We start from the raw sequence: 26,063 nt of genomic DNA on the forward strand, positions 1-26,063 counted from the left end.
CGCAGCGTCACCTTCAGCGGCGCGGCATAGGTCAGGTCGCGCTGACGGCATTCGTCGACGTCGAATTTCGGTCCTTCGAACTCGTACTTCACGAACTCCAGCATCGAGGAGCCGGAAAAATCGGAGATCGGGAAGACCGACTTGAAAACAGCCTGCAGCCCTTCGTCTGGACGGCCGCCCTTGGGCTCGTCCACCATCAGGAACTGGTCATAGGATGCCTTCTGAACCTCGATCAGGTTCGGCATCTCCGCAACTTCCGGAATCTTTCCGAAGAACTTGCGTACGCGTCTGCGGCCATTGAAAGTCTGGGTCTGGGCCATCGTCGCTCCTTAGCTCTGAACTCGGGGCGAACCTCGCCGCGGTTCGCCTTGCATGCCGAACCGCCTGGGCGGCGGCTCTCTGTCTGTTCTCCGGCGGCCCCTACCAATTGCTTGGCGGCAGCCGGCTAAAACGGGAGAAAACCCGTTTCCTGAAGGCCGGTTTTCGGCCCTCAGGAAAGAGGTTCTCGTACATCTCGCGTTACGCGCTCTCCCTCCGGCCGGAGGGAGTGGCGGACGACGCGAGGCCGCCCGCCGCTTGATACGCTTACTTCAGGTCGACCTTGGCGCCGGCTGCTTCCAGCTGGGCCTTGAACTTGTCGGCGTCGGCCTTGGAAACGCCTTCCTTGACCGGCTTCGGAGCCGCTTCGACCAGGTCCTTGGCTTCCTTGAGGCCAAGGCCGGTGATGGCGCGGACTTCCTTGATGACGTTGATCTTCTGAGCGCCGGCGTCGGTGAGGACGACGTCGAATTCGGTCTTCTCTTCAGCCGGAGCAGCAGCAGCGGCGCCAGCGCCGCCAGCAGCGGCAACCGCCACCGGAGCAGCAGCCGAAACGCCCCACTTCTCTTCCAGGAGCTTCGACAGCTCGGCCGCCTCGAGGACGGTCAGCTTCGAAAGGTCGTCTACGATCTTTGCCAGATCAGCCATTGTTTTCTTCCTTCGTTAGGTTCGAACGTGTGTTTTTGATAGCGAGGAACGGCCTCATGCCGCCTCGTCCTTCCGGGCGTAAGCGCCGATGACACGCGCGACCGAAGCCGCGGGCGCATTGACGATCTGGGCGATCCGGGTTGCCGGCGTGGCGATCATGCCAACCAGCTTGGCGCGCAGCTCATCGAGCGACGGAAGTGTGGCGAGTGCCTTCACACCGTCGGCGTCAAGCGAGGTCGTGCCCATTGCACCGCCGAGAATGACGAGCTTGTCATTTCCCTTGGCGAAATCGGACGCGACCTTCGGCGCCGCAATCGGATCCTCCGAATAAGCGACCAGCGTCTGTCCCTTGAACAGATCGACGATCGATGCGGAGTCCGTGCCCTGAAGAGCGATTTTGGCGAGACGGTTCTTCGCGACTTTAACGGTGCCACCGGCGGCGCGCATTTTCGACCGAAGGTCGTTCATTTGCGCGACGGTGATACCGGCATAGTGGGCCACGACCACTGAACCCGCGTTCGAGAACGCATCGTTCAGGCCCGTGACGAGTTCGCGTTTTTCCGCTCTGTCCACTGCCTATCTCCAGTTGACCCCAATCCTGTTCAAAGGGAACATTCCCAATGAGAAGGACAGGCGTCGGGTTGCCTTTTGCCGGCCGGGCCATCCAGTAACGGATCTCCCGAACGGCGCTCGAGGATCCTGCCCCCTTTCGCCACATCGACGGCCAGGCCGGCGATGCGCAGACAAAAGGCAAACACGGTTCGAACCTTTCATTGGAGCAGTGCGCTCCGTTGTCGGGTCTTCACCCGTCTCATGCAGGCCCAATTGAATTAAGGCTTTTGGGCCGCCTGCAATCTCGGACAGGATATCCGGAAACCTTTCGGCTTCCGGCACCGGGCCGCCGACAGGTCGGAGGCCCGGAATTCAATGCGGGATCAGCCTTTAACAGGCCGATCCAAACAGTCTTGTCAGGACGCCGTGAGCGTCGAGACGTCCAGCTTGAGGCCGGGGCCCATCGTCGAGGTGACCGACACCTTCTTGACGTAATTGCCCTTGGCGCCAGCAGGCTTTGCCTTGGTCACCGCATCGGCGAAGGCGCGGACATTCTCTTCCAGCGCCTTGACGTCGAACGAGACCTTGCCGACGCCGGCGTGCACGATGCCCGCCTTCTCGACGCGGAACTCGACCGCGCCGCCCTTCGACGCCTTGACGGCGGCGGCGACGTCGGTGGTGACGGTGCCGACCTTCGGGTTCGGCATCATGCCGCGCGGGCCGAGCACCTTACCAAGACGGCCGACCAGCGGCATCATGTCCGGCGTGGCGATGCAGCGATCGAAATCGATCGTGCCCTTCTGGACGATGTCGACAAGGTCCTCAGCGCCGACAATATCGGCGCCGGCGGCTTTGGCTTCCTCAGCCTTGTCGCCGCGGGCGAACACGGCAACGCGAACCGAACGGCCGGTGCCGTTCGGCAGGTTGACCACGCCGCGGACCATCTGGTCGGCATGACGCGGGTCGACGCCGAGATTCATAGCGACTTCGACGGTCTCGTCGAACTTCACCGACGAACGGTCCTTGAGCAGCTTCAGCGCTTCACCCAGAGCGTAAGCCTTGTTGGGATCGATGCCTTCGCGGGACTTGGATACACGCTTTGCAATCTTTGCCATGATCTCAGCCCACCACTTCCAGACCCATCGAACGGGCGGAGCCCTCGACCATGCGCATGGCCGCTTCGACGTCGTTTGCGTTCAGATCCTTCATCTTGGCGGTCGCGATCTCACGAACCTTCTCGCGCGAGACGGTGCCAGCCTTGACCTTGCCCGGCTCCTTCGAACCCGACTTCAGGTTCGCGGCCTTCTTCAGGAAATAGCTCACCGGCGGCGTCTTCATGACGAAGGTGAACGACTTGTCCTGGTAATAGGTGATGACGACCGGAACCGGCGATCCCTTTTCCATTTCCTGGGTCTGCGCGTTGAACGCCTTGCAGAACTCCATGATGTTGATGCCACGCTGACCAAGCGCCGGGCCGATCGGGGGCGACGGCGTTGCCGAACCCGCGGAGACCTGGAGCTTGAGCTGGCCTGCAATTTTCTTAGCCATCTCTATTCCTGCCTTTGTCTGTGCCGGCCCAATATCTGGGAAACCCGGCGGTTGCAGTCTGGTGGTGCGGTTCGCGCGGCCGGCTAAAGCCGCGTTCGCCTCCCACCGTTCTCAGGCCGCGCGTCCATGCGCCGCCTCCCCCGACCGCCGAACCAGCAAGACTGGGCCGGCATCGGGGATTTCGGATCAGCCCTTTTCGACCTGTCCGAATTCCAGATCGACGGGCACGGCGCGCCCGAAGATCGAAACTTCCACCTTGAGCCGCGCCCGCTCCTCGTCCACTTCCTGGACAAAGCCGTTGAACGACGCGAACGGGCCATCCGAAACGCGGATCGCCTCGCCGATCTCGAACGTGACCGAGGGCTTCGGCCGCTCGACGCCTTCCTGCACCTGGTTCAGGATGCGCTGCGCCTCCGCCTCGGTGATCGGCACGGGCTTGGAGTCACCAAGGAAACCCGTGACCTTCGGCGTGTTCTTGACCAGCGAGAACACCGCATCGGTCAGGTTGGCCTTGAGCAGCACGTAGCCCGGAAAGAACTTGCGCTCGGCATCGACCTTGCGGCCGCGGCGAACCTCGACGACCTTCTCGGTCGGCACCACGATCTGCTCGATATCGGCGGACAGGCCCTTCTGCTTGGCCTTGTTCTCGATATCCTCGGCGACCTTCTTCTCGAAATTCGAATAGGCGTGGACGATGTACCAGCGCGTAGCCATTTTTACGACTTCTCCGTAATCGCCGGACTTAGCGTCCAATACCCAGGATCTGCTCGACCGCGAGGCCCATGAGCTGATCGGCGGTGAAGAAAAAGATCATCGCGATCACGGCGAAGGCCAGAACCATCACCGTCGAGATCATCGTCTCGCGCCGCGACGGCCAAGTCACCTTGGCAGTCTCCGCGCGCACCTGCTGGAGAAAGACGAAAGGATTTGTGGTTTTCGAAGCCATATGCCGCCTGTATTCAAGACCCGTTGGCCGGATCCCCTGGATGATCCCGCTGGCCGGGACGTGCCGCCTGAGCCCAAAGCCGCGCCGAATCAGCGCAACCATTCCGCCCATGCAAATCAGACGCGTAAAGCCGGCCTCCCAGCTCCACGCGCCGCGTGTCTGTTCTGTCTACATAAAACCGATTCTTGATCCACGCAAGTGGCAAGTGCCCGCTTTATGACCAAACGCCGCCTCGGAACCATCCAGTCGTCCCGTCCCGGCTATGCAGGCCTTATGCCCGAATTAGCGCCATATGGCAAGCGGCCCGCCGGTTTTCAATGGCTGGAGCCACAGTCACGCGCCAGTTTGCCGGATATGGCATGACGCAACCCGGACTGAGGCGCGCTCCCGATCATATTTCGGCGACCCAAATTCCTCTCGCACTGCAATCGATTTTTCGCGGATGGAGACTCTGACTGCACGGCGTTCCTGACTGTCAGTCGCTTCGATAGGCCGTCTTGCCAGCGGCCAGAAACGTTTCTTTCAAAGACCTGGGAATATCGTAGAGGCCCGCTGGGTGGATTATGTCGTCAATTCTCCACTTCCCCCCTTCCCACCTCATCTTATACCGGTATTGGCTTCCTATCGCTTGCTCGGTATCGCTGGCCGCCATCCCTACCGTTGCAACGACGACAGCGCGGTGCCCATCATTGGAAACCACATTCGCTTCGAGCAGCTTAAAGCGAACGGCATCCTGGGCTCCGGTAAGGATATCTCCGTCCCAGATGTTTTCCCCAGCCTCGTCGGCCCTTTTCCAACCATCGGTCAGCACGGAAGCCAGTTGTTTTGTCATATGGTCAGCATATTTCCACTCTTTGCCTCGATCCGTCAGCGAGACAACGAGGGCAATCGTGGCAACGGGATCTGCCTTCTTCTGTTCCTGACTGCCAGCTTGGCTGACGCCTTGTCCAATCGTTTGATTGGTGCCGGCCCCGCCGCCAGCGCTCGCCAGTAAGATTCCGAGACTGTTCAACCCGGCAGCCACCAAAAAGATCGTTGAAGTCGATCGAAAAGACATGTGTACCCTCATCGTCTCAAAGGGTCGCTTTCCCTGGACACCGTGAACACTCATAAAAACCTGCATGACAATGCAAGTCATATCTTGGAGTCTTCGCCTAGCAGGGCGATTTAGAAGTGCCTGATTTTCCTTGGAAAATGGCACGGGCAGCAGGGCTCGAACCTACGACCTGCGGTTTTGGAGACCGCCGCTCTACCAACTGAGCTATGCCCGTACACTGGCGCTGCTATTTCACAAAGCGAATGAGAACTCAAGAGCCGTTTTGAGAGATGCCGGTCCTTGGCCGCGATCGCGCCGTCGCAAGCCACAGCGCCCATGCGCAGATGAGGAGTTCGAGCAGGAAAGTCCAGTGCAGGACGAAGCTGACGACCCAGTTGCCATAGGTGGCCGGAACCGTCACCCACTCGAAGGCACGGGAATCAAACGGCATCAGCCACAGGATCGGCGACGCCACCGTATCCAGCACCATATGCAGCATCGCGCCGGCGAAAAACACGGCGATCGCCGGCAGGTGGCGCCAGCCGAACAGGCGGGCCGCCGCCAGGGCCGTCAGCCCCGTGGCCGCCCAGAACAGCGGCCAATGGGTGATATAAGCGTGGTGATGGGTCCGCCCGCCATCGACGAGATGGAAATACAGCATGTCGATATCGGGGATCACGCCGCCGATCATGCCGGCAAGCACGATGCCGGATGCCTCGCGCCAGTGTCGCCGCGCACCTCTTCCAAGAATGTATCCCGAGGGCAGATGGGCAATCAGCATGACAGGCTCGGCATTGTTGCGAACGCGATGACCATCCTCCGGCTTTGTGGCCTCATCCCTTCGGACCTTTGCAGAAATTCAGCATCTTGCGTGCATTCCACGCCAAACCTCGCCCAGCCTTTTCCGATTCGCCAAACTTACCCGCACCGGCCTCATGTGCGCCAGCATCGCGCGCGCCGGCCTCACTTGCCGGCCGGCACCTTGTACGGTCCGCCCGGCACGCCCCAGCCCCAGGCCGGCATCGGCTCTGTCCCGGGATCGCAGGTCTCGCCCAGATTGGAATTGATCCTGGCCAGCCGCGATCCCCATTCGATATAGCCGGTGAAGGCCGAGCGGAATTCGGGATCGTCGGGCAGCCCCACCTCGTCGGCGGCATCGGCCAGGAGATTGATCCAACGGCGTCGCTGCTCTTCCGTAAGGTGCCTGCCCAGATGATGCATCACCATCTCGCGGTGGCCGCCGAATTTCTCGCTGTAGGTTTTCGGGCCCCCAAAAACCTCGCCGATGAAGGCCGCGACATGGGCCGGATGGTCGGGCGACATGTTTTTGAACACCGGCCCGACGACCGGATCGCGCGCCACCTTGTCGTAGAAGGTTTGCGTCAGCCGGTTCAGCGCCTCGATACCGCCCGCCCATTCGTACAATGTCGGAACGTCCTGGCTCATGCTCGATCCTCCGTCGGCCCCGGCGCCACCGCCGACGATAGAGGAAGAAGCTACACTGGCTCAACCTGCCTCGATGGCCAGTGCCGCCGGCACCAATGCATGTCGCCCAGAAGTGCGCAGCGGTTCTGGGACGCATCAAGCAAAGAGTTAGAGCTTGGCCGGCGCGCCGGCCTCGGCATCGGCGGATGGCAGGGTCCCGCAGTTTTCGGGCCTGGGAACGGCCTTGCAGATGGTGGCGCCGGTCAGGGCGTCTACCGATTGCGGACCGGTGGTGAGCCCGGTCTTCATCATCTGGGCGGGTTCGAGCCGGCGCTCGGTGGCGTTGCGTTCGATCGCCTTGAACAGGTCGGAGCTCATCGCCATGTCGGCCAGATAGGCCTTGACCGCCTGCTTCTGTCCCATCGGGGACATGCCGAGCCACGCCTGGCGACCGACAAGGCGTCTGGCGCCGGCGGCCAGCACCAGCGCACAGGCCGAATCGCACGCCGCGCCCGCATCGATGCTCAATCCGGCATAGGCACCCTCCTTGGCCACGCAATTCCAGGCGCCGGGGTCGCAATCGACGAAATCGGTGCGGGCCACGGCGACGTCGAGCTTCCTGTCGTGGATCAGGCGCCCGGTTGCCATGGCGGCGGGCAGATCGCCTCCCCGCGAGCTGATCACGACGGGCAGCCGCCGGCTGCCCAGCACGGCCAGCAACTGCCGCAACTTCTGCGGCGTCTGGCCGGTGATCACGCCTTCCGCCGATATCCATTCCGGGCAGTCGGGATTGCACAGCGGATTGCTGCCGCGAACCACGAAAAAGCGCATCTCCGCCCCTGCTTCCGGCTTGGCGGACAAGGCGGCCGTGGCCTTCGTTGCGGCGGACGGCGCGACCTTGTTTGCAGGCCCCGTCATGTCCCGGCAGTTCGCGGCCGGCTGGTCCAGCCGGCACAGGCTCGCGGTGGTCAACAGGTCCACGGTGTCGCCGCTGGTGACGAGCTTCATCGCCAGCATGTCTTCCAACGGAATCTGACGGATTTCGCTGGCCTGCGTCGCCTTCATGATCTCCAGCACGCCGCCGTCTATCCCCATTTCCCGCAAGTAGGCGGCAAGCTTCTTCTCGACCGCCTTGCTCATCTCGTAGGTCTTGTAGCTGCCGGCGTTCTTCCGGCTGACCACTTTGGTGCTGATGATCTTCTTCTTGCCGTTCACGATCCTGTAGGTGGTCCGGTAGAGCAGCTTCTCCCGCTGGAAGGTGGTGGTGATCTGGTGGACACCGAGATAGCCGAAATCGCCGACCACACGGCGCACGCCGCCCGAAAACATCAGCGGACAGGCGGAGTTGCACATCGCCCCGTCGTCATAGGCCATGCCGAAATAGTCGGCGCCCTTGCCCTTGTTGTCGTCGCAAGTCTTCATCCCCGGCTGGCAACCGGAAAAAACCGTCACGCCGACGGCGATATCGAGCTTGTTCTTGCGGATCATCCGCCCAAGTGCCAGCGCCGCGTCGACATTGCCGCCGGGCGAATTGACGACGACAGGCAGCTGTCGTCCCTTCAGCGCCTTCAGCGTGCGTTTGAAGAGGGACGGCGTGTTGGCCTCGATGGCGCCGTCCGCCGATATCCATTCGGGACAGTTGGGCTCGCATCCCGAAACATTGCTGCGCACGACGACGAAGCGCATGGGCGCCATGTCGGGAGGCCCCTCCTGCGCCCGCACGGCCGTGACAGGGAGCGCAACGAGGAGGGCGAGGCAAGCGAGTGCCCACAACCACCATGCCTTGCCATTGAAACAGCGTCCTGGAACCACTGCGGCGAAGCTCCCTCAATGCAACCTATACTAGTTGCGGCAACGGCGCTTGCAACAGCTTTGAGACATGGCGCGTCGCCAAGACCCGAGGCCGCCGCGAAACGAAAAAGGGCGGCCCGAAGACCGCCCTTTCCTTATCGAACCGGCGAGCGCCGGATCGATTATTCCTTGATGGTGACGACGATGCCGGCACCGACGGTGCGGCCGCCTTCACGGATGGCGAAGCGCAGCTTCTCTTCCATGGCGATCGGCACGATCAGCTCGACATCGACCGTGATGTTGTCGCCAGGCATCACCATCTCGGTGCCAGCCGGCAGCGACACGATGCCGGTAACGTCCGTCGTGCGGAAGTAGAACTGCGGGCGGTAGTTGGTGAAGAATGGCGTGTGACGGCCACCTTCGTCCTTGGTCAGGATGTAGGCTTCGGCCACGAACTTCTTGTGCGGCTTCACCGAACCCGGCTTGGCCAGAACCTGGCCGCGCTCGACGCCTTCACGGTCGACGCCGCGCAGCAGCGCGCCGATGTTGTCGCCAGCCTGGCCCTGATCGAGCAGCTTGCGGAACATCTCGACGCCCGTGCAGGTCGTCTTGGTCGTCGGACGGATACCGATGATTTCCAGTTCCTCGCCGACCTTGACCACGCCGCGCTCGACGCGGCCGGTCACGACCGTGCCGCGGCCCGAGATCGAGAACACGTCTTCGATCGGCATCAGGAACGGCTTGTCCAGCGGACGGACCGGGGTCGGGATGTAGGCGTCGACCTGGTTCATCAGCTCGCGGATCGCGTCCTCGCCGATGGTCTTGTTCGAATCCTCAAGCGCAGCCAGAGCCGAGCCCTTGACGATCGGAATGTCGTCGCCGGGGAACTCGTTCTTCGACAGCAGTTCGCGAACCTCGAGCTCGACCAGTTCGAGGAGTTCCGCGTCATCGACCTGGTCGACCTTGTTCAGGAACACCACGATCGAGGGCACGCCGACCTGGCGGGCGAGCAGGATGTGCTCGCGGGTCTGCGGCATCGGGCCGTCGGCGGCCGACACGACCAGGATCGCGCCGTCCATCTGCGCGGCACCGGTGATCATGTTCTTCACATAGTCGGCGTGGCCGGGGCAGTCGACGTGGGCGTAGTGGCGATTGGCGGTCTCGTATTCGACGTGCGCCGTCGAGATGGTGATGCCGCGCGCCTTCTCTTCGGGCGCCGCGTCGATCTGGTCGTAACGCTTGTATTCGCCGAAATACTTGGTGATCGCAGCCGTCAGCGACGTCTTGCCGTGATCGACGTGGCCGATCGTGCCGATGTTCACATGGGGCTTCGTACGCTCGAATTTACCTTTTGCCATAGTCTCTTTCCTTGGACGGCCTGGACCTTCAGTTCAGTCGAATGCGGGGCGATTAGCGAGAAAGGCCAAAAAACACAAGTGTCTTTTGGCCGGGCGCCTTGTCACTCGGTCCGAACCGCTGATCCGATTGCGGGGATATCGCGCTGATATAGGAAGCCAATACGCAAAATGGAATGCGTCGCAAGGCGGTCGAACGGCAGGGATGCGGCGGTGCTCGACCCCGCCTGACTGCCGAAATTCCGGGCCGGTCATGGCCCATTGCGGCGCCGATCTATCTCTGGTTTCCTGCCGTGATGCATTTCATCCCGCCTGCCATCCGCGGCCCGTTCTTCATGATCGTCTCGACCGGATCCTATCTGGTCAACGATACGATGATGAAGCTTGCGACCGCGGGCTTGCCGTCCTACGAGGTGCTGTTCCTGCGCGGTGCGGCGGCGACGCTCTGGGGCTTTCCGCTCTTGTTCCTGCTTGGCTACGGCAGACAGATCCCGCTGATCCTCGACAGGCGCGTGCTGCGCCGCAACCTGCTCGAGCTGGCGGCGATCCTCTGCTACGTCGTGGCGCTCGCCAACATGCAGATCGCCGACTCCACCGCGCTTGGGCAAATTACGCCGCTGCTGATGCTGGTCGGCTCCTCCATCCTGTTCGGCGAGCGCATCGGCGGCCAGCGCATGGCGCTGATCGGGCTCGGTTTCATCGGCGCGCTGATGGTCGCGCAACCGACCATGCAGGGCATTTCGGTCTATGCCTTGCTGGCGCTCGGCAACGCGGCGCTGGCGGCCGCGCGCGACCTTGCCGGAAGGCGGATTCCGGCCGAGGTGCCGGGGATGATCGTGGCGATCTCGGCCGTCGTCGTGGTGCTGGTCGGCGCGGGTACGGCGCATCTGGTGTCCGAGCGCTGGATCATGCCCGAGGCCTATCATCTGCTGCTGATGGCCGGCGCCGGCTTCTTCCTGATCTTCGGCCACTTCTTCATCTTCATGGCCTACCGCGTCGGACCGACTAGCGCGGTGGCGCCGTTCTACTACTGCTTCACCGTCTGGGCGGTCATTTCGGGCCTGCTGGTGTTCGGGCAGTTCCCCAACACGCTGGCGGTCTGCGGCATCCTGCTGGTCGTCGGCAGCGGGCTGACCATCGTCTCGCTCGACCAGCGTCGGCGCAGGCTCGGCATCGTCGCCTGAGGGCAAGCGTTCCGATGCCGAAAGCAAGGCTGCCGTCAGGCATTGTCGCCGCCGACGCCGTCCTGATGCCATAAGCAAGCGGATACCCTGGCCGGCCCAAAGCCGGCTGGCAGTCGATCAAAGATTTCAAACGGTGCGGCGCGGGCCTAAAGCGTACGGCTGCCCGTGAACTGGTGATAGGCCCAGAGCACGACCACCGCGCCGACAACGGCGACGATCAGGCTGTAGATGTTGAGACCGGTCACGCCCGACGCGCCGAACGCGCTGAAGATCAGGCCGCCAACGATGGCGCCGACGATGCCGAGCACGATATCCATTATCATGCCCTGACCAGTCTTGTTGACGATCTTGCTGCCGATGAAGCCGGCGACCACGCCGAGAATGATCCAGCTGATGATACCCATTTTTTCCTCTCCATCCCCCGCAACACGAACATTTTCATATGATTGTCAAAAGCTCAAGCCAGCTTGAAATTCCGCCCGAATGCGCCATTGTCTAGGTCGGGCTGGGCTTGGTTGAGATGGAGGATCCATTATGGGACTTTTTGACAACGCCGTTCCTGGCGGCAACATCACCAAACCGCTGATGATCGCGCTCGGTGCCCTTCTGGTCGGAAAAATGCTGAGCGGCAGAAGCGCCGAGCCGGATCAGGCTCAAACACCCGCGCCGGCAGACCCGGCCGCGACCACCGCCAGTGACGGCGGCCTGCTTGGCGGCCTCGGCGGCCTCCTCGACAAGCTGAAGGACGCCGGCCACGGCAATGTCGCCGATTCCTGGGTCGGCACCGGCCAGAACCAGTCGATCAATGCCAATGATCTCGGCAGCGCGCTAGGGCCGCAGGTGATCCGCGAGATCGCGCAGCGGACAGGTTTGAACGAACAGGAACTGCTGCAGCAATTGTCGACCGCGCTGCCCGGCATCGTCGACAAGCTGACGCCCAATGGCCAGGTGCCACAGCAGCACCAGGTCGCGTCCGCCTTCAACAGCTGACGTGGGTGCAAATTAGTCAGAAGCGCTGCGTGCTCGTCGCGCGGCGCTTCACTTTGGCGATGATATGGAATGGTTGTCTGGAGCGGGTAGCGGGAATCGAACCCGCATATTCAGCTTGGAAGGCTGCTGCTCTACCACTGAGCTATACCCGCGCCTTGCACTGAAGTACCGGATTCATCCGAAAGGCGCCATGCGCTTTTCGTCTCCGATGCTTTTTCGTTTCAGGGCTTCCGGGCCGGCAGTGGTGGAGAGGGTTGGATTCGAACCAACGTAGGCTAAGCCAACGGATTTACAGTCCGTCCCCTTTAACCACTCGGGCACCTCTCCAGTCTGCCGCCGGAGCCATGCAACGAGGCATTCACGCCGACCCCGAACCCTAGTAGATGTCTTCTCCGAAATCAGCGAAGCGCCTTATGGCGGCAAGGCCAGTGGGTGTCAACCGCGCAGCAAGCGTTTTTCGAACTTGTTCGCCGACTGCGCCACGCGGCCATATCCTTGGCCGCATCGCACGGCTATAGAAGCCAGCCATGAGCAACAAGACCCACACGCCGAAAGACACCCACTACGCCAAGCTGCGCCGGGCGCATCGCGATGAGAAAAGCGGCGGCGCACCGGCGCTTCGGCCGCGCCAGCCGGTGCCCCCCGGCGAAAACGCGGCCGACGGCCTGGTCCGGCTCTATGGCCTGCACACCGTCCGCGCCGCGCTCGACAATCCGCGCCGCAAGATCAGAAAAATGCTGGTGACGCGCAACGCGGCCGAGCGGTTGGACATCGCCGACCTCACCGCCCTACCCTTTCAGGCGGAACTCGTCGAACCCCGGGACATCGACAAGGTCACCGGGTCGGACGCCGTGCATCAGGGCGTGCTTGTCGAGGCGGAGCCGTTGAAGCCCAAGCGCCTCGACGCGCTTGGCGACACGAGGCTGGTGCTGGTGCTCGACCAGGTCACCGATCCGCACAATGTCGGCGCCATATTGCGCTCGGCTGTGGCGTTCGGCGCGGGCGCGCTGATTACCACCGCGCGCCACAGCCCGCAGGAATCGGGCGTGCTGGCGAAATCCGCCTCCGGGGCGCTGGAACGTATCGACCAGATCGAGGTGAAGAACCTTGCCGACGCGCTCGGCCAGTTGCACGAGGCCGGATTCCAGACGATCGGGCTTGATTCGGATGGGCCTGCCGAACTCGAAGCGAGCTTTGTCGGTGACAGGATTGCCCTGGTGCTCGGCGCCGAGGGCAAGGGCCTGCGCCAGAAAACGCGCGAGACCGTGACGACATTGGCGCGGCTCGACATGCCCGGCGCCATCCGCTCCCTCAATGTGTCGAATGCCGCGGCGGTCAGCCTTTATGCGGCAAGGGCCTTCCTGAAACGCGGCTGACTTGCGGGCGCCAGGCCCATAGCGGGAATCATGTCAAAACGAGAAACGGGCTCCGAGGACGCCGGAACCCGTTCTTCGACGGACAGAGCTGGCGGCTTGGGAACGTTACGCCGCCCCTCACGACCTATGCCGCTTTGCCTTTGATTTCCGTTGCCTCCTTGCCGATCTCGAAATTGGCCATCCGCTCAAGCGCCCTGACGAGAGCGGAGTGATCCTCCTTCGCTCCGCCATCGGCCGCGCAGGAGTTGAACAGTTGCTGCGTCGTGGATGTATTGGGCAGTGACACGCCGAGCGCCTTCGCGCCCTCAAGCGCCAGATTGAGGTCCTTCTGGTGCAATTCGATGCGGAAACCCGGCGCGAAGGTGCGCTTGACCATGCGCTCGCCATGCACTTCGAGGATGCGCGAGGCCGCCAGTCCACCCATCAGAGCCTGCCTGACCTTGGCTGGATCGGCACCGGCTTTCGATGCGAAAACAAGGGCTTCGGCGACGGCTTCAATGGTGAGCGCGACGACGATCTGGTTGGCGACCTTGGTGGTCTGGCCGACGCCGTTGGGACCGACCAGCGTAATGTTCTTGCCCATCTTGTCGAAAACGGGCTTGGCCCGCTCGAAAGCTCTCTCCTCGCCGCCGACCATAATGGTGAGTGATGCCGCCTTGGCGCCGACCTCGCCGCCGGAAACCGGCGCGTCGAGATAGTCGCAGCCAAGATCATTGATTTTTTTTGCGAATTCCTTGGTGGCGATGGGGGAAATCGAGCTCATGTCGACGACCAGCTTGCCCTTCGACAGACCGCCGGCGACGCCATTTTCGCCGAACAGCACATCGGCAACCTGCGGCGTATCGGGCACCATGGTGATGATGATGTCGGCGGCCTTGGCCACCGCGGCATGGCCAGCGACTGTTTTCAGGCCCCTGGCGATGAGTTCGGCCGAAGGCTTGCTGCGATGATCGCTGGCGATGACCGTGTAGCCGGCGGCAAGCAGATGCCCCGCCATCGGTGCGCCCATGATGCCGAGGCCGATGAAGCCTATGGTTTCCATTTCTGTTCTCCAAAAATCTCGTTCGAAAGCTCGACGCTGCCCCTCATTCGCCTGCCGGCACCTTCTCCCCGTATAGGGACGGGGAGAAGTAAGAAGCTCCAGCGTCGGCACCCCCTCTCCCAGTTTTTACGGGGAGAGGGTAAGGGTGAGGGGCAGCGCCAGCGTTGGTGAAATACTAAGCCGCTGCACTTCCCTGCCCGGCCAGAGCCCGGAACCATCCGAGCCCAGCCTCCGTCCCCGCCTTCGGCTTGTACTCGGCCCCGATCCAGCCGGAATAGCCAATCCGGTCAATATGGTCGTAGAGGAAGGGGTAGTTGATCTCGCCCGTCCCCGGCTCGTGACGGCCGGGATTGTCCGCAAGCTGGATGTGCGCGATGCGGCCGAGGTTCGCCTCGATTTTACGGGCGAGATCCCCCTCCATGATCTGCATGTGGTAGATGTCGTATTGCAGGAAGAGGTTTCTTGAGCCTACGCGGTCGATGAGACCAAGCGCCTGGTCGGAATAGTTGAGGAAGAAGCCTGGAATATCGCGCGTGTTGATCGGCTCGATCAAAAGCCGGATGCCAGCCTGTTCGAGCTTCTCCGCCGCGAAAGCCAGGTTCTCGGCAAAGACATCCTCCAGAACCTTGCGGTCGACACCGGCGGGCGCGATGCCAGCCAGGCAATTCACCTGCTGGCAGCCCAGCGCCTGCGCATAGGTGATCGCCTTGGCGACACCCTGGCGAAACTCCGGCACGCGGTCTGGCAGCACGGCAATGCCGCGCTCGCCCTTGCCCCAGTCGCCGGCGGGCAGATTGAACAGCACCTGGGTGAGGCCGTTCTTCTTCAGCCTCGCCGCCACCACCTCGGGCGCATGGTCGTAAGGACCGATATATTCGACGCCCTTGAAGCCGGCGCGGGCGGCGGCGTCGAAGCGGTCGAGGAAATCATGCTCGCCGAAGAGCATGGACAGATTGGCTGAAAAACGCGGCATTCTTTTTTCTCCTATTTTCTGCCCACCTAGGCGTGTCGAGATTCAGGTCAGGCAGTGCCGAAAACGGTGGCTTTCGAGAACCGGAGCGGAGCGTACTTTTCGTACGTGAGCACCGGAAGCGCAGGAAGCCAGCGTTTGCAGGCCGGCCTCACCTGAATATCGGCACATCTAGTCGAGCATCACGATCGCCGTTGGCGCGTCTTCCTGATGTTCGGCAAGGTCTTCGAATTCGGTGATCTTGTCGATCTCGGTGCCCATCGAGATGTTGGTGACGCGTTCCAGGATGAATTCGAGCACCACCGGAACCTGGTGCTCCTTCATCAGCCGCTGCGCCTCCCTGAAAGCGCCAGCGAACTCTTCGGGCTTGCGCACCCTCACCGCCTTGCAGCCCATGGCCTCGGCCACCGCAACATGATCGACGCCGTAGCCGGCCTCTGGATCATCCGATCGGTTGACGTTCTCGAAGGCGAGGCTCACCTCGTAATCCATCGAGAAGCCGCGCTGCGCCTGGCGGATCAGGCCGAGATAGGCGTTGTTCACGACGACGTGGATGTAAGGCAGCTTGTGCTGCGCCCCGACCGCCAGTTCCTCGATCATGAACTGGAAGTCGTAGTCGCCCGAGAGCGCAACGATGGCGCGCTCGGGATCGGCGGCGCGCACACCAAGGGCTGCCGGCAGCGTCCAGCCGAGCGGGCCGGCCTGGCCGCAATTGATCCAGTTGCGAGGCTTGTAGACATGCAGGAACTGCGCGCCGGCGATCTGCGACAGGCCGATGGTGGTGACATAGGTGACGTCGCGGCCGAACGCCTTGTTCATCTCCTCATAGACGCGCTGCGGCTTCAGCGGCACCTGGTCGAAATGCGTCTTGCGCTTCATGGTCTTCTTGCGGCCCTGGCATTCTTTTGCCCAGCCGGACCAGTCACGCAGCTTGCCTGATGTCTTCCACTCCGTGGCGAGGTCGAGCAGGATCTTCAGCGCCGCGCCCGCATCCGAGACGACACCGAGGTCGGGCGCGAAGACACGGCCGATCTGCGTCGGCTCGATGTCGACATGAATGAATTTCTTGCCTTTGGTGTAGACATCGACCGAACCGGTGTGGCGGTTGGCCCAGCGGTTGCCGATGCCGAACACGAAATCGGCTTCCAGCATCGTCGCATTGCCGTAGCGGTGCGAGGTCTGCAGCCCGCACATGCCGGCCATCAGCCTGTGGTCGTCGGGGATCGCGCCCCAGCCCATCAGCGTCGGAATGACCGGAACACCGGATATTTCCGCGAACTCGATCAAGAGGTCCGACGCATCGGCGTTGATGATGCCGCCGCCGGCGACGATCAGCGGCTTTTCGGCCGCATTGAGCATGGCCAGCGCCTTCTCGGCCTGGGCACGCGTCATCGCCGGCTTGAACGGCGCCAGCGGCTCATAGGCATCGATATCGAACTCGATCTCGGCCAGCTGCACGTCGACCGGCAGGTCGATCAGCACTGGGCCGGGCCGCGATGACCGCATCAGGTGGAAGGCCTTCTGCAATGCCATCGGCACTAGGTAAGGCTCCATGACCGTCACTGCCCACTTGGCGACCGGCGAAGCAATGGCCGCGATATCGACCGCCTGGAAATCCTCCTTGTTCAGCCGGGCGCGCGGCGCCTGGCCGGTGATGCAGAGGATCGGAATGGAATCGGCGGCTGCCGAGTAAAGTCCAGTGATCATGTCGGTGCCGGCCGGTCCCGACGTACCGATGCAGAGCCCGATATTGCCTGATTTGGCCCGCGTGTAACCTTCGGCCATGTGCGAGGCGCCCTCGACGTGGCGGGCGAGCACATGGCGGATGGTGCCTCTCGCCTTGAGCGCCGAGTAAAGCGGATTGATCGCAGCGCCGGGCACGCCGAAAGCACAGGAAATACCTTCCTTTTCGAGAACGAGAACCGCAGCGTCGACAGCGCGCATTCTGGCCATTTTGCAGACCCTCCACAGGGGTTGTCATTGTTGGATGGCCTGTTATCTCAGCAAGCCGGCTATTTTTCAATTTTTTCAGAATATTTTTTCATTTCTAGAAAAAGCCGACTAGATGTTGAGTTCACTGAGTTTTCCGTTTTCCAATTATTCTGCCGCACCGCACAATGAAAAACTTTTTCATTGCCTGTTTGCGCTGGATTGCGGACAATGCGGCCATGGAAACCGCAGAGAAACGCCAGCGCGGCCGACCCCGCGCCTTCAATGGACCCTCCGAGGCCGGTTCGGTGCAGTCCCTCGACCGGGCCTTGCGCATCCTGGCCATTGTCGCCGAAGGCAGCGGCCTGTCGCTGAGCGAAATCGCCGCGCAAAGCGGACTGGCCGCGTCCACCGCCTACCGAATGCTGACGACATTGCAGAACCACGGCATGGTCGAATTCGACACATCGGACCAGTTGTGGTCGATCGGCGTCGAGACCTACCGCATGGGCGCGGCGTTCCTGCGCCGCCGCAAGCTGGTCGACCGGGCCCGCATCGTCATGCAGGAACTGATGGAGAAGACCGGAGAAACCGCCAATCTCGGCGTCGCCGAGGATGACTGCGTCGTCTTCGTCAGCCAGGTCGAGACGCACCAGGCGATCCGCGCCTTCTTCCGACCGGGAACGAGAAGCCCCTTCCATGCCTCCGGCATCGGCAAGGCGGTGCTTGCCCATCTCGAACCGGAGCGCGTCGGAACCATATTGCGCAAGGCCGGCCTGCAGCGCTTCACCGACAGGACGCTTTCCGACATCCCTGCCCTTGCGCATGACCTGGCTGCCATCAAGCGGCGCGGCTGGTCGGTCGACGACGAGGAGCGGCACCCAGGCATGCGTTGCGTTGCCGCCGCCATCTTCAACGAATTCGGCGAACCGATCGGCGGCGTGTCGGTGTCCGGCCCGACCGTGCGCGTGACGCCAGAGCGGCTTGCCGAAATCGGGCCGATGGTGCGCAATGCGGCGGCCGAGGTGACCAGGATGATCGGCGGCGTGCAGGCCGGCTGATCAGCCTGCCCCCGGCAACGCGCTCCTGGTCGCAATATCGAAGAAATCGAGCAGTATCGCCATGCCGACTCCGCAGGCGGTGAAGATCAGGCCGGTCATGAAGATGCGGTTGGCGCGCTCATAGACACGCCGCTGGAGGGAGTTGACGTCGAGCAGCAGGGACAATGCCCGCATCTGCAAGGCGATGCCGGCCAGGATCGGCAGGACGGCGACAAGATGATAGGCCCGCCACGGAATCGGATTGGCGGCCCAATGGGTGATGAAGCCCAGCGAAAATGCCAGCAGGATGCCGACAGTGGTAACGGTGCCGTTGCGAAAAACCGTCTCGACCAGATCTTCGCTCGGATCTTTCCTGGGGTCCTGCTCGTCCAAGCCACCCTCCCCTCCGTTGGCGCTCGAATGAGAAGACTAGACGTTCGCAAAATCGCTGTACACCGCCGGCGGCATGGTTGCCGCCTTCCCTGGCGTTCGAATGCATGCGAAAGGGCACGGATGCGGAAAACGGTCCAGATTCTGCTTACCGCTTCACTTTGCGGATGCGTGGCGGCGGCACCTCGGCCTGATGCCGGCGGCGGCCAGCGCGTTACTCCCATTCCAATCTCGCTCGCCCTCGAGGAGATCATCACCACGGGCGTCCGGCAGCACCTTCAGGACCCGGTGTCCGCCAAATTCGGAACAATGGCCGCTGGCCAGAGGACGTCCGATGGCCACCAGGAAATAGTGATCTGCGGCTACGTCAGCACAACTGAAGCGCATGGCGACGGTGGATCGTTTTTGGCCAAGGTCTACCCGGACGCCGGCAGCAACTTCGAGCTCGTCGCAATGAGCGGTCAATCGCCGAATGCCGAACTTGTCGTCGACACTGCCTGCCGGGCTGCCGGATTGCCGCTGCCCGCCGCCAGTTCGAAGGCCCATGCCTAGGCACGGGCTTCCGGCATAAAACAGAAAAGAGGCCCGTGCGGGCCCCTCTTCTGTTTGCCGAGACAGTTCCCTCGCTTAGAGGTGGCAGTAATGCTGGTAGCCGTCGTAACCGATATAGGTGTTGGTGTCCGGATCGTAGCTGCCGTAGCGGGCCATGCAGCGGCGGACATGCCAGGAGCCGTCGTAACCGCCTTCATCGACATAGACGGTGCGGGGCTGTTGCTGGGCAAGCAGGCTGCCCAGGACGAACCCGCCGACGCCGGCGGCGATGCCGATGCCGAGATCGTGGTTGTGGTGATGCAGAGGATGAGCCGCCGAAGGTTGAACGGTACCGGCCAGCATGGTGGCGGCGACGGTGGTGGCGATGAGGCCGGAAACGAGTGTGCGCTTGAACATGATGATCTCCTTGCTTCGTTGACCGAGGCGATCCATCCGCCTCTTGATCATCTGTCGTCGCGGCGAGGGAAAAGGTTCGAACCACTTGTTGATTTTTTTGCGGGCGCGAGAGGCATCTCTCTCCAAGCTCGCATTTTCGCCACCGGTGCCATCCGCAAAGGGTCGTTCAAAAACAAAACAGGGCAGCCGAAGCCGCCCTGCTTGAGAGAAGGATTGGGTCCTCCATCAAAGGAGAATGATCACCTTGCCGTGCTTGTGGTGATGATGATGGTGCCCCCACCAGAACTTCTTGTGGTGATGGTGGTGGTGATGGTGGTGGTGGTGGTGGTGGTGGTGGCGCATGCCATGAGCCGAGGACGACTGCACGGTGCCGGCAAGCGCGCCGGTGGCGACGAAAATGGCAACGAGGCCTGATGTCAGAGTGCGCTTCAACATGATGATCTCCTGATCCTTGATCGAGGCGACCCATTCGCCTCTCGGGAGATCAGTCGGCAGCGCGCGGCAAAAGGTTCGACGGAGTCGGGAGATTTTTAGGCAGTAGGCAGTAGGCAGTAGGCAGTAGGCAGTAGGCAGTAGGCAGTAGTGAAGGCTGCACCTGCGCTTCCGAGCGATGCAATCCCTATTCCCTATTCCCTATTCCCTATTCCCTATTCCCTATTCCCCTCACCCCATGCCGGTGATGTGGCGCAGCCAGAAGGCAAGCGCGATGAAGCCGATGATGGTGGTGACGCCGGTCCAGTCGATGTTGGCGTTCTTGACGTCCCTGATGAGCTTCACCAGCAGCATCCAGGCCACGACCACGAGCGGCAATATGATGACAAGCCTGATCATGCGACAGCCTCACCCCTGCGATTGCACCTCCCCGCAATATAGGAAGCGTGACGCCGGTTTTTCAGGATGCGGCCCGGGACCCGCCGCAAATTGCCGGCGGAGCGCTGAAAACAGAGTTTTGTCTTTACTGGCGCGGCAAATATGCTAACGGGGCGCCAGTGCCCTTGTAGCTCAGCTGGTAGAGCAGCGGTTTTGTAAACCGAAGGTCGCGGGTTCGATTCCTGCCGGGGGCACCAGTTCTCAAGACCTAAACCCCTGTTTTACCTTCATAATTAGGTACCTTGCAAAGTTCCAGCATCTTTACCAATCGCTCGAACCAGGCCTTTGTGTAAGGATTTGTGCAACGAAACATATGGATGTATTGCTCGGAATCACTCCTCGATCGGGGAATCGAACATAGGCAGGCCAATGATAAGCCGCCCAACCAAGATGCGCTCGGCCATGGTTTGTGCGCAACAAACCGGCCAACATCAAAGAGCTGCCCTACTCTTCCCGGAACGCACGCGCAATCTGATCGGCCAGCGGTTTCACGAGATAGGACAGCATGGTGCGACTGCCGGTTGAGAAGAACGCTTCGACAGGCATGCCCGGCGCTAAGGTGAGGCCTTTCAGTTTCTTCAACTCCGTGTGCGGCAGCCTGACCCGAACTGTATAGAAGCCCGCACCGCTGCGCTCGTCTATACTGAGATCGGCGGAAATCTCGTTGACAACGCCGTTCAGTTCCGGCGTCACGCGTTGATTGAACGCCGAGAGCTTCAGGGCCACGTCCTGCCCCAGCGAGAGCTGGTCGATATCTTGCGGCGCAATGCGAGCCTCGACGGTCAGATCGTCCGCCACCGGTACCACCAGCATGATGACCTCGCCCGGCGAAATGACGCCGCCGATCGTGTGGACCGCAAGCTGGTGAACCACCCCATCCTGCGGACTGCGGATGTCGATACGCTTGAGCTGGTCCTCGGCCGACACCTTGCGTTCGACAAATTCCGATATCTTGCCCTGGACGTCACGTAGCTCGGTCGCAACCTCGCTGCGCAGATCCTGGTCGACCTGGATGATCTGCAGCCGGGTTTCGGCGATACGGCCCTTCGATTGGGCAATCGATGCCGTCAGTTGCCCGTGTTCGCCATCGAGGCGCACCGCGTCGCGCTCCAGCGCCGTCAGGCGGTCGATCGAGACCAACTTCTTGAGCCAGAGCGTGCGGATACTATCGAGTTCGGTGCCGATCAACTCTATTTCCCGGCTCTTGGCCGTGCGCTGTTCGGTGAGCCCCGAGGCTTCTTCGGCAAGCTGGGCTATGCGTTCTTCCAATTGCGCCTTCTGCCCTGCGCGAGCCTGCCGGCGAAACTCGAACAGCGACTGTTCGCCGGCCATGGCGCGAGCAACAGCGGTCTCGTCCCGCCTTGAGGTCAACGAGGTCGGAAAGGCAATATCGGCATGGTCGTCTCGCTCGGCTTCGAGACGAGCCAGGCGTGCCTCGAATTCGTCGAGACCCTTGATGACGATAGCAAGGTTGGCTCGGGTGACGGTTTCATCGAGACGGATCAGAACCTGGCCGGATTTCACGGCATCACCTTCGCCCGCCAGGATGTCGCCGACCACGCCGCCTGTGGGGTGCTGAACCTTCTTGACGCTGGAATCGACGACCAACTTTCCCGACGCGATCACGGCACCGGAAAGCTCGGTGACGGCTGCCAGGCTGCCCGCGCCGCCGACGAGAAGGATGCAGGCGGCGACGCCGCCAAGCAGATAGCGCCGGATGGTGCGATCAATGGTGGGGGCCTCTGCCATCAGGATGCGTTCTCCTCCGGCACGGACACGACTTTCAACGGAACGCCGCCCGGGCGGGTGACCTTGTTCAGAACCTCGTTCTTCAGGCCGAAGGCCTGGACCCGGCCATTGGCCATGACCAGGACCTGATCAAGACTCGCCAATGCGCTCGGCCGATGTGCCACCACAACGGCGATGCCGCCACGGGCTCGGACACCTTGGATAGCCTCGGTCAAGGCGGCCTCGCCTTCGGCATCGAGGTTCGAATTGGGCTCGTCGAGGACGACCAGGAACGGATCGCCGTAAAGCGCCCGCGCCAGCGCCACCCTTTGCCGCTGGCCGGCCGACAAGGCCGATCCGGCCTCGCCGATGAGTGTGTCGTAGCCCTCCGGCAAATGGACGATCAGGTCGTGCACGCCAGCTGCCCGAGCCGCCGACAATATCTTGTCCGAGGGTGCCTCGGGTTCGAAACGCGCGATGTTTTCAGCAATGGTGCCGTCGAACAGCTGCACGTCCTGGGGCAGGTAACCGACATGCCGGCCAAGGTCTTCCGGCGACCATTGATCGAGCGTCGCGCCATCGAACCTCACCGCGCCGCGGGCCGGTAGCCAGATGCCGGCAATGGCCCGCACCAGTGAGGATTTGCCGGAAGCACTCGGCCCGATGATGCCGAGACCTGCGCCCTTCTCCAGGGCAAGGCTTGCATCCTGTACGACCACGCGCCGTCCGCCGGGTGGCGTAACGCTGATGCCCTCGACCACGAGGGCCGACGTTGGCGCCGGCAGGGAAACGGTCGTCGCCGCCTCGGGAAGCAGCGCCAGGAGCTGGGTAAGCCGGGCCCAAGCCTGGCGGGCGTTGACGAAGCCCTTCCAATGCGCGATTGCCAGTTCGATCGGCGCCAGTGCCCGGCCCATCATGATCGAGCTGGCAATCATGATGCCGCCCGTCGCTTCTTGGTGGATGACCAGCCAGGCGCCGATCGCCAGGATGCCTGATTGCAGCATCATGCGCAGGATCTTGGAGATGGTTCCGAGTGTGCCGGCCAGATCGCTCGCTTTGGCGTTTGTCCCGAGATACTCGGCGTTGATATTGGCCCAGCGGCCGGCGATGCGAGAGCCGAACCCCATCGCCTGCAGCACCTCGACATTGCGCCGCGTCGCTTCGGCCAGCGTGTTGCGCGCCGCAGCGTGGCGGTTGGCTTCCTTGGCAGGCTCGCGTGTGCGGGCTTCGGCAAGCAGTGTCAGTCCAAACAGGATGACGGCGCCGGCCAGAGCCGTCATGCCGATCCAGAAATGGAAAAGGAAGCAGATGCCGAGATAGAGCGGCATCCAGGGCAAGTCGAAGAGCGCCGTGGGACCGGCACTTGACATAAACGAGCGCACTTGATCGAGATCGCGCAGCGACTGCATGCCGTCGCCCGCGAGCTTGGTGCGCAAGGGCAGTCGCATCAGCGCGGCGTAGACCTTGCCGCTCACCCGTGCATCCAACCCCATGCCTAAGCGGACCAGGAGGCGCGACCGGATGAGCTCGAGCACGCCCTGGAAGACGAAGAGCGTGCCGGCAAACACCGCAAGGCCAACAAGCGTCGGCACGCTTCGGCCGGGAATGACCCGGTCATAGACCTGCAGCATGAAAAACGAGCCGGTGAGCGCCAGGATATTGACGACGCCACTCATCAACGCGATGCCGGCGAAGGCACGCCGGAAAGAACCAAGAGCCGTCGCGAGGGTTGTTCGCGGCGGTTCGGATGGACGGGAGTGCGGTAAGGCGTTCAAGTGAATTCCAGTTCAGGGATCACGCGGCAATGAATTGGAAACCGTGCTGATGAAGATTTGCCAGCCGAACATTCTTCAGGATCCCAAATAGCCAGCGGTAATTGTGACACCAAATCCGAGGGTGTTCATTTCTTCACCGCCTACAGAAAAACTGACCGCAGCCTTCGCCAAACTGTGCACGCGCCGAACCAGCAAGCTTCAATCGCCCATACCAAAAGACGGTCGAGCGGCATTTTTTTGAAGGATTTTCCGACGTCGCGGTGGGATAGCGGCCCTCTCGCATATGCGTTCCAATTGACATGCTTCGGCAACGCTTGGCACGCAACAAGTGCATAGTCGAGACCGACCCGCCATCGTGAAATTCTCCGCCGCTTTTCTGGGTTGAGGCCATGATCGACACGCTGCCTCAACAAGAAAAAATCGGTAACACGTCCGTGATCGCCTGTTAAGGGCCAGAAAAAATGAACCCCAATCTAAACTTCAATGTACTGTACAGGCATGCAACGACGAGCCGGACGACTCTCAACAGAGAGAAGTATTTATGCGGCATGATGACTGAAAGAGGCAAGGCGCAGTCATTGGGAGGGTTCTGGAGTTCATCCACAGGTTGCCGGGCTTTGCGGGTCGCGAACTGGCGCATCCAAGGCTTTTAATGGAAACGCTGATCCGGCCCCATCCCTGTGCGGGCAGGCTCGGTGTCCCCGCTCTCATGCGATTATGCAGACCTCACCGGCGACTGCGTCCGGGAAGACCAGCCTGCTCATGGCAATCCCGGCGCCGGCGCGCGCCTTCGAAACACCGTCAGCCTTGGCGTTAAAGGTGAGAGGTAGATAGAAGTTCTTCTCTTCGTCTCGGCAATCGCCATGCAAATCAGCACCGTGGTAAATACGATCGGAACAAAAGACGTTACATCCAGAAATCCGAACACTGAGGCTAAATGGGCCAGAATGATTATTATAGTCTGGTGGATAACATAATATGTCAGTATTGATTTATTCAAATGCGCGACAACCGGGTTGGGCCGCGTGGCGATCCGCCTTGCAAATGCCAGCAATGCAATGATCGCACACCACTGAAAGACCGATCTGACGATACGCATCATGACGACAAGCGTATCTGGCCACTGCTCCCGGGGAATGGCAACCACGATTGTCGCCATGGCGAGGAACGAGATGAATGCAAGGCCGCAACTCACCCATCTTTGCCGGTCGATTTCGCGCCAGAAATTCCGTTCGTTCATCAGGAGGGAGCCTGCCATGAACATCGAGAAATAAAGGATGTGTGCATAGGGGTCGTTCGTGATGACCGAGGTCTCCCCAACGATCGGGTAGAGCCAGAGTCTGAGGACTGAAAGGTATATTATCGGAGCCGCGAACAGGTTTGCGCCCTTGAGGGAAGACGCAAAAGCAGAGGGTATTCCCGGCCAATACCTTTCAAGCCGTGGCCATACGAGGGACCACACGAAGATATAAATCCAGAGATAGGCCAGAAACCACATGTGCTCCAGGCGAATGCCCGAGATCACGTAAACCTTCCAGAATTCCCAGTAGGACAATTCCGGCAGAGGGTTGAACTGGGATAGATAGATTTGTGGAGGTACGATGAGGACAACCCCCACAACCAAAGGCAGCAGAAGTTGCCGGGTTCGCGATCTCAGGATTTCGTCAACGGATTTTCTTTCAAGAAGTGACGACGTTACCAGACCCGATAAGAAAAAAAGCAAGCTCATCCGCCACGGATGAGATCCAACCGCAATCAAATCGATCAGCCGGATATTTTCTTCGGAGTTCAAGAGCCAGGTTTTCGTGCCGTACAGCAGGCTCGTGTGATAAACTATCATCGTGCCAAAGCTCAGCACACGCAACAAATCGATGTCGTGCCGCCGCTCACGCTTTTCCAAAATAACCCCTGCAACCCGCACACCTCAATTGACACTATACAATCAGAAGACGGTTTCTTGCTGCTTAACGCAGTAGAAGTGATTGCGATAATTTCTAATGTCTTTTTGATTGTGAGACGATATATTAGCACAGGTTAATATTGAGCAATCTCAAAAGTCGGGCCACAGGGTTGCGGCAACAGTGCATCGGTCGGCAACCTTGGGCTGTCGAGCATTGCGGCGGCACCGGCCCCGGCATCAGCGCTTTATGCCTGGAATCACGTCCATCTGATCCCGGAGCGTTGTCCGCGCCGATTCTGATG

28 protein-coding genes and 4 tRNA genes are annotated in these 26,063 nt (G+C 61.4%); 7 read left to right on the forward strand and 25 right to left on the reverse strand.

Annotated features, from left to right (window positions below; genetic code table 11):
• The 13 genes from J0I79_RS15825 to tuf form a co-directional block, all read right to left on the reverse strand.
• Positions 1-320 (reverse strand): hypothetical protein (locus J0I79_RS15825; protein WP_292860292.1); only part of this gene is annotated, 320 nt, incomplete at its 3' end.
• Positions 321-585: 265 nt separating this feature from the next.
• Positions 586-966 (reverse strand): 50S ribosomal protein L7/L12, encoded by a 381-nt coding sequence (rplL, locus tag J0I79_RS15830; RefSeq protein WP_292860295.1) that lies wholly within the window; start codon positions 964-966, stop codon positions 586-588.
• A 54-nt stretch (positions 967-1,020) separates the two neighbouring features.
• Positions 1,021-1,539 (reverse strand): 50S ribosomal protein L10, encoded by a 519-nt coding sequence (gene rplJ / locus J0I79_RS15835; protein ID WP_292860298.1) that lies wholly within the window; start codon positions 1,537-1,539, stop codon positions 1,021-1,023.
• Positions 1,540-1,934: 395 nt separating this feature from the next.
• The gene (rplA, locus tag J0I79_RS15840; protein ID WP_292860301.1) at positions 1,935-2,633 is read right to left on the reverse strand and encodes a 50S ribosomal protein L1; all 699 of its coding nucleotides are present in this window, start codon (positions 2,631-2,633) and stop codon (positions 1,935-1,937) included.
• A 4-nt stretch (positions 2,634-2,637) separates the two neighbouring features.
• Positions 2,638-3,066 (reverse strand): 50S ribosomal protein L11, encoded by a 429-nt coding sequence (gene rplK / locus J0I79_RS15845; protein WP_137935232.1) that lies wholly within the window; start codon positions 3,064-3,066, stop codon positions 2,638-2,640.
• 186 nt (positions 3,067-3,252) lie between these two features.
• On the reverse strand, positions 3,253-3,780 hold the full coding sequence (gene nusG / locus J0I79_RS15850; protein WP_015317996.1) for a transcription termination/antitermination protein NusG: 528 nt from the start codon (positions 3,778-3,780) through the stop codon (positions 3,253-3,255).
• Positions 3,781-3,808: 28 nt separating this feature from the next.
• Positions 3,809-4,012: a preprotein translocase subunit SecE gene (gene secE / locus J0I79_RS15855; RefSeq protein WP_013531408.1), complete on the reverse strand. Its 204-nt coding sequence runs from the start codon at positions 4,010-4,012 to the stop codon at positions 3,809-3,811.
• Positions 4,013-4,487: 475 nt separating this feature from the next.
• Complete coding sequence (locus tag J0I79_RS15860) at positions 4,488-5,069, reverse strand: hypothetical protein (protein WP_292860306.1); 582 nt, start codon at positions 5,067-5,069, stop codon at positions 4,488-4,490.
• Between the two features lie 138 nt (positions 5,070-5,207).
• A tRNA-Trp gene (locus J0I79_RS15865) sits at positions 5,208-5,283 on the reverse strand.
• Between the two features lie 36 nt (positions 5,284-5,319).
• The gene (locus tag J0I79_RS15870; protein ID WP_292860309.1) at positions 5,320-5,829 is read right to left on the reverse strand and encodes a metal-dependent hydrolase; all 510 of its coding nucleotides are present in this window, start codon (positions 5,827-5,829) and stop codon (positions 5,320-5,322) included.
• Positions 5,830-6,011: 182 nt separating this feature from the next.
• Positions 6,012-6,494 carry a group II truncated hemoglobin gene (locus J0I79_RS15875; protein WP_292860312.1) on the reverse strand — a complete coding sequence of 161 codons (483 nt, stop codon included), beginning with the start codon at positions 6,492-6,494 and terminating at the stop codon, positions 6,012-6,014.
• A gap of 147 nt (positions 6,495-6,641) precedes the next feature.
• On the reverse strand, positions 6,642-8,285 hold the full coding sequence (locus tag J0I79_RS15880; protein ID WP_292860315.1) for a hypothetical protein: 1,644 nt from the start codon (positions 8,283-8,285) through the stop codon (positions 6,642-6,644).
• A 161-nt stretch (positions 8,286-8,446) separates the two neighbouring features.
• The gene (tuf, locus tag J0I79_RS15885; protein ID WP_292860318.1) at positions 8,447-9,622 is read right to left on the reverse strand and encodes an elongation factor Tu; all 1,176 of its coding nucleotides are present in this window, start codon (positions 9,620-9,622) and stop codon (positions 8,447-8,449) included.
• A gap of 293 nt (positions 9,623-9,915) precedes the next feature.
• Between tuf and J0I79_RS15890 the strand changes: the two genes are divergently transcribed.
• Positions 9,916-10,803, forward strand: a complete 888-nt coding sequence (locus J0I79_RS15890) for a DMT family transporter (RefSeq protein WP_292860388.1) — start codon at positions 9,916-9,918, stop codon at positions 10,801-10,803.
• A 146-nt stretch (positions 10,804-10,949) separates the two neighbouring features.
• On the opposite strand, the gene J0I79_RS15895 is transcribed toward J0I79_RS15890, so the two are convergent.
• Positions 10,950-11,207 carry a GlsB/YeaQ/YmgE family stress response membrane protein gene (locus J0I79_RS15895; RefSeq protein WP_292860322.1) on the reverse strand — a complete coding sequence of 86 codons (258 nt, stop codon included), beginning with the start codon at positions 11,205-11,207 and terminating at the stop codon, positions 10,950-10,952.
• 130 nt (positions 11,208-11,337) lie between these two features.
• Here J0I79_RS15895 and J0I79_RS15900 point away from each other — a divergent pair, with 130 nt between their 5' ends.
• A complete protein-coding gene (locus tag J0I79_RS15900) occupies positions 11,338-11,793 on the forward strand; it encodes a YidB family protein (protein WP_292860325.1) in 456 nt (151 codons plus the stop codon).
• A gap of 78 nt (positions 11,794-11,871) precedes the next feature.
• Here J0I79_RS15900 and J0I79_RS15905 read toward each other — a convergent pair.
• Positions 11,872-11,945, reverse strand: a tRNA-Gly gene (locus J0I79_RS15905).
• Between the two features lie 90 nt (positions 11,946-12,035).
• A tRNA-Tyr gene (locus tag J0I79_RS15910) sits at positions 12,036-12,120 on the reverse strand.
• 200 nt (positions 12,121-12,320) lie between these two features.
• Here J0I79_RS15910 and J0I79_RS15915 point away from each other — a divergent pair.
• A complete protein-coding gene (locus J0I79_RS15915; protein ID WP_292860328.1) occupies positions 12,321-13,169 on the forward strand; it encodes an RNA methyltransferase in 849 nt (282 codons plus the stop codon).
• Positions 13,170-13,293: 124 nt separating this feature from the next.
• On the opposite strand, the gene J0I79_RS15920 is transcribed toward J0I79_RS15915, so the two are convergent.
• From J0I79_RS15920 to gcl, 3 genes are all read right to left on the reverse strand, one after another.
• On the reverse strand, positions 13,294-14,322 hold the full coding sequence (locus J0I79_RS15920; protein WP_292860331.1) for a 2-hydroxy-3-oxopropionate reductase: 1,029 nt from the start codon (positions 14,320-14,322) through the stop codon (positions 13,294-13,296).
• Positions 14,323-14,386: 64 nt separating this feature from the next.
• Entirely contained in the window at positions 14,387-15,184 is a 798-nt protein-coding gene (gene otnI, locus J0I79_RS15925) for a 2-oxo-tetronate isomerase (protein ID WP_292860334.1), read from the reverse strand.
• A 168-nt stretch (positions 15,185-15,352) separates the two neighbouring features.
• On the reverse strand, positions 15,353-17,134 hold the full coding sequence (gene gcl / locus J0I79_RS15930) for a glyoxylate carboligase (protein ID WP_292860337.1): 1,782 nt from the start codon (positions 17,132-17,134) through the stop codon (positions 15,353-15,355).
• 215 nt (positions 17,135-17,349) lie between these two features.
• On the opposite strand from gcl, the gene bhcR reads away from it, so the two are divergent.
• Positions 17,350-18,171, forward strand: coding sequence for an HTH-type transcriptional regulator BhcR (bhcR, locus tag J0I79_RS15935; protein ID WP_292860341.1), 822 nt, complete (start codon positions 17,350-17,352; stop codon positions 18,169-18,171).
• On the opposite strand, the gene J0I79_RS15940 is transcribed toward bhcR, so the two are convergent.
• The gene (locus tag J0I79_RS15940) at positions 18,172-18,543 is read right to left on the reverse strand and encodes a hypothetical protein (RefSeq protein ID WP_292860344.1); all 372 of its coding nucleotides are present in this window, start codon (positions 18,541-18,543) and stop codon (positions 18,172-18,174) included.
• A 120-nt stretch (positions 18,544-18,663) separates the two neighbouring features.
• On the opposite strand from J0I79_RS15940, the gene J0I79_RS15945 reads away from it, so the two are divergent.
• Entirely contained in the window at positions 18,664-19,092 is a 429-nt protein-coding gene (locus J0I79_RS15945; RefSeq protein WP_292860347.1) for a hypothetical protein, read from the forward strand.
• A 75-nt stretch (positions 19,093-19,167) separates the two neighbouring features.
• Here the strand turns inward: J0I79_RS15945 and J0I79_RS15950 are convergent, their stop codons facing one another.
• Positions 19,168-19,488: a BA14K family protein gene (locus tag J0I79_RS15950; RefSeq protein WP_292860350.1), complete on the reverse strand. Its 321-nt coding sequence runs from the start codon at positions 19,486-19,488 to the stop codon at positions 19,168-19,170.
• 18 nt (positions 19,489-19,506) lie between these two features.
• On the opposite strand from J0I79_RS15950, the gene J0I79_RS15955 reads away from it, so the two are divergent.
• A complete protein-coding gene (locus J0I79_RS15955) occupies positions 19,507-19,902 on the forward strand; it encodes a hypothetical protein (RefSeq protein ID WP_292860352.1) in 396 nt (131 codons plus the stop codon).
• A gap of 249 nt (positions 19,903-20,151) precedes the next feature.
• Here J0I79_RS15955 and J0I79_RS15960 read toward each other — a convergent pair whose 3' ends face one another.
• Entirely contained in the window at positions 20,152-20,319 is a 168-nt protein-coding gene (locus J0I79_RS15960) for a hypothetical protein (protein ID WP_292860354.1), read from the reverse strand.
• 160 nt (positions 20,320-20,479) lie between these two features.
• Between J0I79_RS15960 and J0I79_RS15965 the strand changes: the two genes are divergently transcribed.
• Positions 20,480-20,555 (forward strand) — tRNA-Thr (locus J0I79_RS15965).
• A 247-nt stretch (positions 20,556-20,802) separates the two neighbouring features.
• On the opposite strand, the gene J0I79_RS15970 is transcribed toward J0I79_RS15965, so the two are convergent.
• The 3 genes from J0I79_RS15970 to J0I79_RS15980 all read right to left on the reverse strand — a co-directional run bounded on the left by J0I79_RS15970 (position 20,803) and on the right by J0I79_RS15980 (position 25,761).
• Positions 20,803-22,107, reverse strand: coding sequence for an HlyD family type I secretion periplasmic adaptor subunit (locus tag J0I79_RS15970; RefSeq protein WP_292860356.1), 1,305 nt, complete (start codon positions 22,105-22,107; stop codon positions 20,803-20,805).
• On the reverse strand, positions 22,107-23,861 hold the full coding sequence (locus J0I79_RS15975) for a type I secretion system permease/ATPase (RefSeq protein ID WP_292860359.1): 1,755 nt from the start codon (positions 23,859-23,861) through the stop codon (positions 22,107-22,109). Before J0I79_RS15975 ends, J0I79_RS15970 begins: the two co-directional genes overlap by 1 nt.
• A gap of 760 nt (positions 23,862-24,621) precedes the next feature.
• The gene (locus J0I79_RS15980) at positions 24,622-25,761 is read right to left on the reverse strand and encodes an acyltransferase (RefSeq protein ID WP_292860362.1); all 1,140 of its coding nucleotides are present in this window, start codon (positions 25,759-25,761) and stop codon (positions 24,622-24,624) included.
• Between the last annotated feature and the right edge of the window lie 302 nt (positions 25,762-26,063).

The sequence above is a fragment of the Mesorhizobium sp. genome, from assembly GCF_017306585.1.
Taxonomy (GTDB): domain Bacteria; phylum Pseudomonadota; class Alphaproteobacteria; order Rhizobiales; family Rhizobiaceae; genus Mesorhizobium.